Raw genomic sequence first — 9,189 nt, forward strand, 5'->3', positions numbered from 1 at the left:
TATGGCTGCGGTTAAGAAATTGATGGGTTAGGAAATTTAGGTTTAAAAGACGCACGAGTCGGAATTTGATTTCGACTCGTGTTTTTTTATGAAATAAAGTTCATCATTTTTACTTGAAATTATCAGCTTGATGATGTGGTATCGATCCTTCACGAATAATAAGACTTTCTGCTGCAATAAAAAAATGTCGTTCGTCTGACTCAATACAGAAAATGTAATCTTCTAAATTTATATAGTTTGCAAGCTCAAACTCAAGCTTTTTCCGTTCGTCTGAAGTAGCCAAACGAAATACCTGAGCATAGAAATAAGTCGGGCAATTAATGTAGCTAACTTCCACAAACTCTGCTTCAAAAGCATGATGATAAGTAAGATCGAAATCTCCAATTATTACTAAACGGCAGCCATCAAAGGATGATAAACTACACTCATCATATGAAGATAATAAATTATTTAAACGATTCACTGCTTCCATAAATATTACCAAAATTATCAAAATGATGTTCGATCGATTATCTGTGGGGAGGGCGGGTTTGATTTAGATTTTTAGAATTGTGCGAGATCGATCTCATAAACCCGCCCCTACGAACCCGTGCAGGCGAATGTGTGGGTGGGTAGTTCGATCTATCCCATATTATTGGATCTGTAGGGGCGGGTTTATGCAAATAAATGTCCCCAAATTCCAGAAATTGTGAACGAACCCGCCCAACCCCACCAGCAAATTATCGATCGGTTTTCGATCGTGGTTATATTCGATCGATCGTTGGAATTCATGGATGGTGACGATCGATCCATTATTGGTGGGGAGGGCGGGTTCGTTCGAGATTTATAGAATTTATCGATGATTTCTAGCATAAACCCGCCCCTACAGATCTGTGTGGGTGGATGATTGGTTTTGGTTATTTTTATCTGTGTCCCAATTTTGGGGATTGTTAATAATATATTGTCTGACGCGAGCGAGTTCTAATTCGTCTCTAATGATGCGATCGTAATAATTTCTCTGCCAGACTGGAACACCCCGCAAACCGCGTTCCTTATTAATTGCCTTTGCTGAAAATGTTTTGAACCCTCGAATAATTTCAGAAATCGATTTCGTGTTCTCTATTAATTCATCTAAAAAAATAATGCCATGTAGATGATTTGGCATGACGATCGATTCATCCATGATGATATTTGGATGATACTGTGTTAATTGCTGCCAATGCGATCTAGCAAAATCGCCAAATGCGTTCAAAACCATTATTTCATCGACAATGTCGCCAAATATATGTTCTCGTTCATATGTACAAATAGTGATAAAGTATGCCCCAGATTTCGAGTAATCATATCGACTGAGCCGAATCGATTGGCGATGGTAGCGATCGGGATTGTATTTCATCATGCCCAAACAACTGAATCTAATCCAAAATTATATATGATTCGATCGTATTTATTATTAGATCTGTAGGGGCGGGTTTATGCTAATAATCATTGATAAACTCTAGAAATTGTGAACGAACCCGCCCAACCCCACCAGCAAATCATCGACGGCGATCCGATTTCGATCGTGGTTATATGCGATCGAAAGGATCGAGCGTGAACTGTTCCAATTTTTGCCAAAACCTAGTTTCTAGATCGGGATTACCTTTGATACGTTTTTTGAAAACACGCTTGAATGAAGAACTAAAACTGACTTCCACAACTATTCCTCAATCGATCTCTTGAGTTCGTTGATATTGGCAGAATATTTCAATTCGCCCCCTTGTTCTTCCTCCTGTGCTAACTTAAAGTTCTTATATATCTCTTCTCGCCGTTCTTCCCGAAGATATTGCTTCAACAACATTTGCAGCTCCTCTTTTTCATCGATCGAAAGACCTTTGACAGTTTCGACTAAATCACTGAAAGTCATAGCTTTGTTGAGGATATATATTTAAGTTTATTTTACAAGTAATCGAACCCGTACAGGTGAATATGTGGGTGGAGATAAAGGTCGCATTGATGTCGATCGTGAGAATATAATTGTAGATAGATCGAAGGGTGCAGTAAAATGAAACTAGGTGACGTTGTTTCCCACATTGAGATCGATCCACGCAAGCTAACAGAATACGCATTGAACCCCGATAACCCCATCGGAGCGGACAAAGCAATAGTCTTTCAACGTGTCTTGGGTTACAACAGAGATAACTATCAATTGCTACTCGAACAAATCCAATCTCAGGTGATGTCAGCCGAAGTCATCCCAACAAGTGAAGACCAACACGGACAGCGATATCGGGTAGATTTAGAAGTAGTAGGTACCGAAAATCAAACGTAAGGATTCAGGCTGGCTGGATAGTTCAGCCAGAAACTGATTTTGCTAGATTAGTCACCTTATATGTGAAAAAACGGCCATGAAAAATCCCGAACTTTTCGATGTCATCGAACTCACGATCGATTTACCTGCTCATAGCCTCTCTGCGGGCGATCGAGGTGCCATTTGCGAAGAATATGACAATTCACAGTATGAGGTAGAATTTACCAATTCAGATGGAGAATCGATCGCGTTGGTTACACTATCGGTAGATTCCTTTGTTGTAGTTTGGCGATCTGCTTCTAAAACTTGGGTGCCAATCGCTGAAAAAATTCAGGCGATCTTATCTGCTTTACCAGAAGATAATCTATCCAAAGTTTTTGAATTTGCTCGTTCCGTTCACAACGAAAGGATATCTGCCTAAAATGTTTCGGCTATTGCACCCATCAGTTGTTCGGGTATGAAATATGAATATTCGAGAAAAAATTATTCAAGAAACTGAAAACACCCCCGTTGGCGTAGCCTACCGTAAGTAATGGTATTTTGTCCAAAGTCTTGGATTATTTACAATATCTGAAAGTTAAACATCAGCAAGGGATGATGGAAACTGCCTTGCTCAGTGAAACGATCCTTCAGAAAAACTGGTTAAAACCAGCAGAAGAAGTTGCATGGCAAGATTTGTAGTCGATCGATGAAGAATCGATTCTCTTACGAGAGGCTACGCCAACGCATAAACAAAGCCATCTACGAACCCGTACAGGCGAATGTGTGGCTGGGGATAAAGGTCGATCTCATATTATTAGATCTGTAGAGGCGGATTTGTGCTAACGATCGTCGCCAAATTCCAGAAATTGTGAACGAACCCGCCCAACCCCACTAGCAAATATCGATCGGTTTTCGATCGTGGGTAGATGATGATGTTCGATCGATTGTAAGGATTCATGGATGGTGACGATCGATCGGTTATCAGTAGGGTTGGCGGGTTTGATTGAGATTTTGAGAATTATTCGGAATCGATCCCATACACCCACCCCACTCGAAGATCTCAAATGGGTTCTATAAAGGGGAGGGATCTAAATTTAACAGAATAATTTAGATTCGATCGATTTCGGCAATTTTAGCGGTTGCTAGTTGACTGAGTGCGCCATTATGATGACGATCGCAGATTTCGATCGCGATGAGAAAATCGGCTTTGGCAGTTTCGCGCATACCTCTTGCCAACCGTGCTAGGGCGCGGAAATAATAGGCATGTTCGTCATTAGAATAAAGGCTCCCAGCACCGGGGGTTTCGCGAGAGAGAGCTTCGCTATAGTCACGATCGGCACCGAAAGTATCGCCTAAGCCAGTCAAAGTAATACTGCGTGCATAGTAGCTAGCCAGCTCTGGATGGAGATCGATCGATTTAGATAGACTGGCTAAGGCTGAAGTGTAGAGATCGATCGTCAATTGGCTGACACCGAGATTATAGTAAGCGGTGGCACTAGGTTCGAGCTGAGTGCAACGAGTAAAATCGGCAATCGCGCCTTGGTTATCTCCAGTATACGATCGGGCGGTACCTCTGACATGGTAAGCCCATTTGAGATCGGGATTGAGGGAAATCGCCCGATCGGCATCGGTAATTGCATCGGTTAGTCGATCGATTTGGGTGTAACTGATGGCTCTAGCGGCGTATGCTTGCGCTAAATTAGGATCGAGTGTGATGGCTTGAGTATAGTCGGCGATAGCCAGAGAATTGTCGTTGCGCGATCTAATGGTGCCACGATTGTAATAGAGATTTGCATCGGTTGGTGCGGCTTGAATTGCCCGATTATAATCTGCGAACGTGCGAGGCGAACGTTGCTGAGGAGCTGTTTTCCGACATGGATTTGTCTGCGTCCACTCGGCGAATAATAAATCGTCGAGATCGTCACAAAACCGATCGAAATCGTTGACAAGACATTGAAATAAGTGCATTGTGATTCCTTAAATCCAGAAAATGTAGAGTTTTACAATCGACACACCCATACTTATTTTAACATTTCTAATCGAGAATGCCAGATAAATAAAATTAACCCGATCGCGAATAATAGCGGTGTCAACCAATTACCAAATCTGACGTATAAAGTTTGAGTATTGCGGCGATAAATTTGATGTGAGTGAGCGGCAAATTCATTAAGTTTCGAGATCCATTGCGTGCGCCCGTGCGGATCGATAAATGTAGAATAACCAGTATTACTCGCATTCACCATCCATCGATCTGTTTCAATCGCCCGCATCAAGTTGAGGGCGTGATGTTGTGGTGGCATTCCGCTACTATAATGAGCATCATTAGATGCCGTAATAATTAATTGTCCAGTCTGAGCCTGACGGCGAAAGTTTTCGGGATAGGCTGAATCATAACAGATGCCAAAAATAAAATTACCAAATGGTGTGTGGACGATCTGGTCAAAATTACCAGCGATCAAATTCAAATCGAACGGTGAGATCGTACTAATAAGTTTACCGATAAATTGCTCGAAGGGAATATATTCACCTAAGGGAACTAATTTAGACTTATTATAGCGGCTGATAACTCGACCCTCACCATCGATCGTCAAAATGCTATTAGTCATCTTTCGCCCAGCTTCACCAAATCCACCCATAAACACGGGTACTTTTTGAGTTAATATTGCTTGATAAAATGAAGTGCGCTTAATTTGACTTTCTGTATAAGGCAGGGCTGTTTCTGGTGTAACTACTGCGGCTACGCCCTCATCAGCAAGAGATTTATAGCCGCTCGTATAGCGATCCATTGCCAGATCGTATCCAGACTGATAATGTCTGACTTCATTACTAATATTGCCTTGAATAACCCCAATTTTTAGACTAGACTCGATCGGCTCAACGAGCAACTGGTTAGCTAAATAAGACCCGATCGAGTGGAACACAATCAATGACGCGATCGCGCTGCCAAAATAAGGAAAGCCATACCGAATTTTTTGAAATATTTTTAGATGACGACCTTGTTCGATCGCTAAACAGCCCTCGGCAATTAAACCATTAACTAACACGATCCCACCAGTAACAGTAGTCGGCCCAGATAATTGCCCTAAATGTAAAATGGCTAAATTATGCGGACTTTGAGTCATTGCGATCGATGTCCACCACAAATCGGTAAGACTATATAACTCTTCCAATCCACACCATAAAACCGTACCTAACAGGACGCGAATAAATGGATTTAATTGAGATTTAGAATTAATAAACCGCATCCCGATCGACCAGAAGATTACTAAACTTGCTCCCCACAAAGTGATAAAAGTCAAGCAAAAAGTCGCAATCCCCAAACTAGCTAAAAACGGCACCCCCATCCACGTCATTGGATGAATACCAAAAATCCAACTCAAAGCCAATCCATAACAGCCAATGCCCCAGCCTAAGCCATAAATAATGGCGGCAGAATGTTGCTGGCGACAGATTAAATACCAGAGCGGTGCGAGTGCCACCCACGCTAGATACCAAGCTTCAACGGGTGCGAATGTCAGCCCCATTAAAATGCCACTTCCCAGTGCGAGTCCGATCTCAAATAACTGACGATTCAATCTAGCCAACGGGTTGCGAAATGGTAGCAGCATTTAAGTATGAGTGCGTAGTTGTGTAGTCCGAGCGATGCGTATACCTAGCTCACAGGGCAGGAATTTAGCTAGAAATCGGACGCTCGGTAAATTCTTTAGAATCGTTTAACGATCGGGCAACTAACCAGTCAGACTTTATACCGATCGTCGCTCCCCGTAACAAATGTTAACTCCTCAAAGAGCTACTTCTCATAATCATAATCGGGATATTATTGACCGAATAAGCTGTCAAAGTCATTATCTACAAGGTTTGCTGTCTTGCTCGATCGCAATATAGCTCATATAATACCTTTATATAACTAAACATTAAGTCAATAATCTCTATAATACTTTGTTTAACTCTAGCTATAAATCCAGCGAAACTAACGGAACGTGGCGATGGCAACTCCAGAGCAATTGGGGTGTATTTGCCGGATCGGCATTTTTAGTATCTGTTCCTGTCTTTATTGAAGCTCCCCTAGTGCGGCATTATCCAGTCTTGAGCGTTGTGCTCACCATTTTGTGGGTTAGTTTGGGGTGGATCTTATCTCAACGCGCTCAGAGCCAAATTTGGGGCGATCTGATTTTAGGATTTAGCTGGAGTTGGTTAGCTGGAGCGATTTATTGGGGCTGGTTTAGATGGGAGCCTGCCATTCATATTCCGATCGAATCAATTGGCGTACCCTTTGCTATTTGGGCATTGTGGCGCGGTGTTGGCAAGGTTGGAGCTTTATTTTACCTCGGTTCGCTCGTCGGAACGGCAATTACCGATTTATATTTTTATCAAGTTGGCTTGATGGAGCATTGGAAACAAGTAATGCAAGTCGATCCAACACTTGCTATGCCGATCTTACAGCAAGCGATCGGGCAAGTTCGCACGCCTTGGGGTACAGCCTGGGCAGTGGTACTCGTAAATTTACTATTGGGTGTGGGTATAATACCTTTAGGAACGAAGCAGTGGCATTGGTACGCCTTTAGCGGCGCAGTCCTGACCACGATCGTCGTTGATAGTTTGTTTCTGTGGGTTGCTAGCCATGCCTAAATTATTGGTCTAGATTCGGTTAGTATCGCACAGGTATCAATAGACTAGTTCACCGTCATATTTTTACCCAACCGTGAACCAGGGCATCTCACCTCATCTAATTCTCAATACTGACAACGGTCAACGCCAGCTATCATTAACTGATGGCAACTGCTGGACTGTCGGTCGGGGAGATGACAATCAATTTGTCGTCAAAGATCGGTGTATTTCTCGCAATCATGCGATGATTCAGTACACCGATGCTGGCGATCACTATCTCATCGATTTAGGCAGTAGTAACGGCACATTTGTCAATGGGCGCAGAGTCAGCATTCCTGTCACGATTCATGATGGGGATACAATTACTTTCGGTCAAACTGAATTTGAATTTCATTGTCCTAGAGCCGATGGTTCGCTGGGAATAGATGCCGAAGGTACTCTCGATGGTACGGTAACATCAGTATTGCACCTGCGGAAGTTGATGTCTGTGATGGTAGTCGATATGCGAAACTTTACCATTCTCACCCGTCAGACTAACGAAAATTTACTCTCTGAAGTGATGAGTACTTGGTTCCGCAATGCTGGGGCGATCATTCGCAATCGCGGGAGTTGGGTGGATAAATATATTGGTGATGCCTTGATGGCATTATGGTTTCATAACGGCGAAACCGTTACTAAACAAGAGATGATGAATATTCTCTTGGCATTAGACGACCTCAATAAAATGACCAGAGAGTTGAGCCAGCAATATCCATTACCATTCGAGCTGAAAATTGGGGCGGGCATCAATACAGGTCATGCGATGATTGGTAATGCAGGCAGTAGCGACAGACCAGACTATACGGCATTAGGCGATACAGTCAACGCCGCATTTAGACTCGAAACAATTACCAAAGATCTTAATGCTGAAATTGCGATCGGAGCTTCTACTTATCGTTATCTAGCACCATTACTCGGCAAACATCGCGTATTTAAAGAATGCTCGGTAGACCTTAAAGGCTATGATGTACCTTCGATCGTCCATGCTACTAATTTTGGGCCACTGAATGCCTTTTTGCAACTGGCAAATGTCGGAAATACTACCCAAATCGTCCAGCCACAAACTCAAATTAATTTGAATAATACAGATGGATTAAAGTAAGGTTCGTAGGTTGGGTTGAGCGATAGCAAAACCCAACTCACACACCAACATGCCAGAAATGTTGGGTTTGCAGGCTTCTACCCAACCGACGAGGGTTAAATTACTTCTAGTTCATCCGATCGCATGTGCGCCCGAAGTTTATCGAGATCGAACTTGACAACCAGTGGAAAATTGGCACTGACAGGGCGACCTTTCCATTCAGTGGCAATTTTATCGATGATACCTTCTTGGTTCTGAATGTCGGTAGCCTGACCGCGATGTTTGGGATGATGATAAATGACTACAGATGTATTGACACGAACGCGGTCGCCTACTTGCATATTCTTAAATTACCTATATTTTCGATTATTAAAATTCAACTAATAATTCCCTATTCTCTCATAAATCGAGCGGGGAGATGGGAGTTGGGAGTTGGGAGAGTTGGGAGTGTTTGTAGTTCCTTTACCCTTTTTCCCTAAAACCCAAAACCCAAAACATGAAACCCAAAGCCCAAAACCTAAAGCCTAAAGCCTAATATTTAGCAATTCCCTCTTCCCTTGCGGCTTTCTGCACCGCAGAAGCGACGGCGGTGGCGACACGCTTATCGAAAACAGAGGGGACAATGTACTCGCGATTGAGTTCGTTAGGGTTGATGAGGGATGCGATCGCTTTGGCGGCTTCGAGACACATATTGATGGTAATCTGATTGGCACGACAATCGATCGCACCGCGAAAAACACCAGGGAAGGCGAGGACGTTATTGATTTGATTGGGGTAATCGCTGCGTCCGGTTGCCATTACTGCAACGTCATTGCTGACTAATTCCGGTTGAATTTCAGGAATGGGATTCGCCATCGCAAACACGATCGGATTTGTTGCCATCGATTTTACCATTTCGACCGTGACGACTCCCGGCGCGCTGACACCAAGAAAGACATCCGCACCTACCATCGCATCGGCGAGGGTACCAGTTTGAGCGACGGCAAATTCTTGTTTTTCAGGGTTTAAATCGGTGCGACTGGTAGATAAAATTCCTTTAGAATCGCAGATGCAGATATGTTTGACACCTGCGGTAGTAAATAATTTAGCGATCGCAATCCCCGCCGCACCCGCACCATTAATGGTAACTTTGACGGTATCGAGGGATTTTTTAACTAATTTGAGCGAGTTTAACAGTGCGGCAAGGGTGACGATCGCGGTACCATGTTGA

At 43.1% G+C, this 9,189-nt stretch carries 13 protein-coding genes and 2 pseudogenes; 6 read left to right on the forward strand and 9 right to left on the reverse strand.

Features of this window, described 5'->3' with window-relative positions:
- Positions 1-109 precede the first annotated feature (109 nt).
- On the reverse strand, positions 110-472 hold the full coding sequence (locus Q0R35_RS14570) for a hypothetical protein (protein WP_295619690.1): 363 nt from the start codon (positions 470-472) through the stop codon (positions 110-112).
- Between the two features lie 216 nt (positions 473-688).
- On the opposite strand from Q0R35_RS14570, the gene Q0R35_RS14575 reads away from it, so the two are divergent.
- Complete coding sequence (locus tag Q0R35_RS14575) at positions 689-829, forward strand: hypothetical protein (protein WP_295619693.1); 141 nt, start codon at positions 689-691, stop codon at positions 827-829.
- Between the two features lie 33 nt (positions 830-862).
- Here the strand turns inward: Q0R35_RS14575 and Q0R35_RS14580 are convergent, their stop codons facing one another.
- The 3 genes and pseudogenes from Q0R35_RS14580 to Q0R35_RS14585 all read right to left on the reverse strand — a co-directional run bounded on the left by Q0R35_RS14580 (position 863) and on the right by Q0R35_RS14585 (position 1,885).
- Entirely contained in the window at positions 863-1,378 is a 516-nt protein-coding gene (locus Q0R35_RS14580; protein ID WP_295619696.1) for a transposase, read from the reverse strand.
- Positions 1,379-1,556: 178 nt separating this feature from the next.
- Positions 1,557-1,676, reverse strand: a pseudogene (locus Q0R35_RS19575) (type II toxin-antitoxin system mRNA interferase toxin, RelE/StbE family); the annotation flags it as partial.
- Positions 1,677-1,678: 2 nt separating this feature from the next.
- Entirely contained in the window at positions 1,679-1,885 is a 207-nt protein-coding gene (locus Q0R35_RS14585) for a hypothetical protein (RefSeq protein WP_295619699.1), read from the reverse strand.
- A 138-nt stretch (positions 1,886-2,023) separates the two neighbouring features.
- Here Q0R35_RS14585 and Q0R35_RS14590 point away from each other — a divergent pair.
- The 3 genes and pseudogenes from Q0R35_RS14590 (at position 2,024) to Q0R35_RS14600 (ending at position 2,950) form a co-directional block, all read left to right on the forward strand.
- Positions 2,024-2,370 (forward strand): annotated as a pseudogene (locus Q0R35_RS14590) (DUF6883 domain-containing protein).
- Positions 2,367-2,690 (forward strand): DUF4926 domain-containing protein, encoded by a 324-nt coding sequence (locus Q0R35_RS14595; protein WP_295619706.1) that lies wholly within the window; start codon positions 2,367-2,369, stop codon positions 2,688-2,690. Before Q0R35_RS14590 ends, Q0R35_RS14595 begins: the two are co-directional and overlap by 4 nt.
- 119 nt (positions 2,691-2,809) lie before the next feature.
- Entirely contained in the window at positions 2,810-2,950 is a 141-nt protein-coding gene (locus Q0R35_RS14600; RefSeq protein ID WP_295619709.1) for a DUF2281 domain-containing protein, read from the forward strand.
- 140 nt (positions 2,951-3,090) lie between these two features.
- Here the strand turns inward: Q0R35_RS14600 and Q0R35_RS14605 are convergent, their stop codons facing one another.
- The 3 genes from Q0R35_RS14605 to lnt are packed head-to-tail and all read right to left on the reverse strand — an operon-like array spanning position 3,091 to position 5,859.
- On the reverse strand, positions 3,091-3,315 hold the full coding sequence (locus Q0R35_RS14605; RefSeq protein WP_295619712.1) for a hypothetical protein: 225 nt from the start codon (positions 3,313-3,315) through the stop codon (positions 3,091-3,093).
- Between the two features lie 43 nt (positions 3,316-3,358).
- A complete protein-coding gene (locus tag Q0R35_RS14610) occupies positions 3,359-4,219 on the reverse strand; it encodes a tetratricopeptide repeat protein (protein WP_295619715.1) in 861 nt (286 codons plus the stop codon).
- Between the two features lie 53 nt (positions 4,220-4,272).
- Positions 4,273-5,859 carry an apolipoprotein N-acyltransferase gene (gene lnt, locus Q0R35_RS14615; protein WP_295619718.1) on the reverse strand — a complete coding sequence of 529 codons (1,587 nt, stop codon included), beginning with the start codon at positions 5,857-5,859 and terminating at the stop codon, positions 4,273-4,275.
- A gap of 331 nt (positions 5,860-6,190) precedes the next feature.
- On the opposite strand from lnt, the gene Q0R35_RS14620 reads away from it, so the two are divergent.
- Positions 6,191-6,880: a DUF3120 domain-containing protein gene (locus tag Q0R35_RS14620; protein ID WP_295619721.1), complete on the forward strand. Its 690-nt coding sequence runs from the start codon at positions 6,191-6,193 to the stop codon at positions 6,878-6,880.
- Between the two features lie 73 nt (positions 6,881-6,953).
- A complete protein-coding gene (locus tag Q0R35_RS14625; RefSeq protein WP_295619724.1) occupies positions 6,954-8,000 on the forward strand; it encodes an adenylate/guanylate cyclase domain-containing protein in 1,047 nt (348 codons plus the stop codon).
- A 95-nt stretch (positions 8,001-8,095) separates the two neighbouring features.
- Here the strand turns inward: Q0R35_RS14625 and Q0R35_RS14630 are convergent, their stop codons facing one another.
- Both Q0R35_RS14630 and Q0R35_RS14635 read right to left on the reverse strand, forming a co-directional pair.
- Positions 8,096-8,320 (reverse strand): ferredoxin-thioredoxin reductase variable chain, encoded by a 225-nt coding sequence (locus tag Q0R35_RS14630; RefSeq protein WP_295619757.1) that lies wholly within the window; start codon positions 8,318-8,320, stop codon positions 8,096-8,098.
- A gap of 190 nt (positions 8,321-8,510) precedes the next feature.
- On the reverse strand, positions 8,511-9,189 hold a 679-nt coding region (locus Q0R35_RS14635), incomplete at its 5' end, for an NADP-dependent malic enzyme (RefSeq protein WP_295619759.1).

It is taken from the genome of Chamaesiphon sp. GL140_3_metabinner_50 (assembly GCF_025361915.1).
Lineage (GTDB): Bacteria > Cyanobacteriota > Cyanobacteriia > Cyanobacteriales > Chamaesiphonaceae > Chamaesiphon.

Excerpts from the sequence above, each read along its gene's own strand:
- Q0R35_RS14630 (WP_295619757.1), bottom strand. The coding sequence starts at position 8,320 with ATGCAAGTAGGCGACCGCGTTCGTGTCAATACATCTGTAGTCATTTAT.
- Q0R35_RS14585 (WP_295619699.1), bottom strand. The coding sequence starts at position 1,885 with ATGACTTTCAGTGATTTAGTCGAAACTGTCAAAGGTCTTTCGATCGAT.
- Q0R35_RS14610 (WP_295619715.1), bottom strand. The coding sequence starts at position 4,219 with ATGCACTTATTTCAATGTCTTGTCAACGATTTCGATCGGTTTTGTGAC.
- lnt (WP_295619718.1), bottom strand. The coding sequence starts at position 5,859 with ATGCTGCTACCATTTCGCAACCCGTTGGCTAGATTGAATCGTCAGTTA.
- Q0R35_RS14570 (WP_295619690.1), bottom strand. The coding sequence starts at position 472 with ATGGAAGCAGTGAATCGTTTAAATAATTTATTATCTTCATATGATGAG.
- Q0R35_RS14580 (WP_295619696.1), bottom strand. The coding sequence starts at position 1,378 with ATGATGAAATACAATCCCGATCGCTACCATCGCCAATCGATTCGGCTC.
- Q0R35_RS14595 (WP_295619706.1), top strand. The coding sequence starts at position 2,367 with ATGAAAAATCCCGAACTTTTCGATGTCATCGAACTCACGATCGATTTA.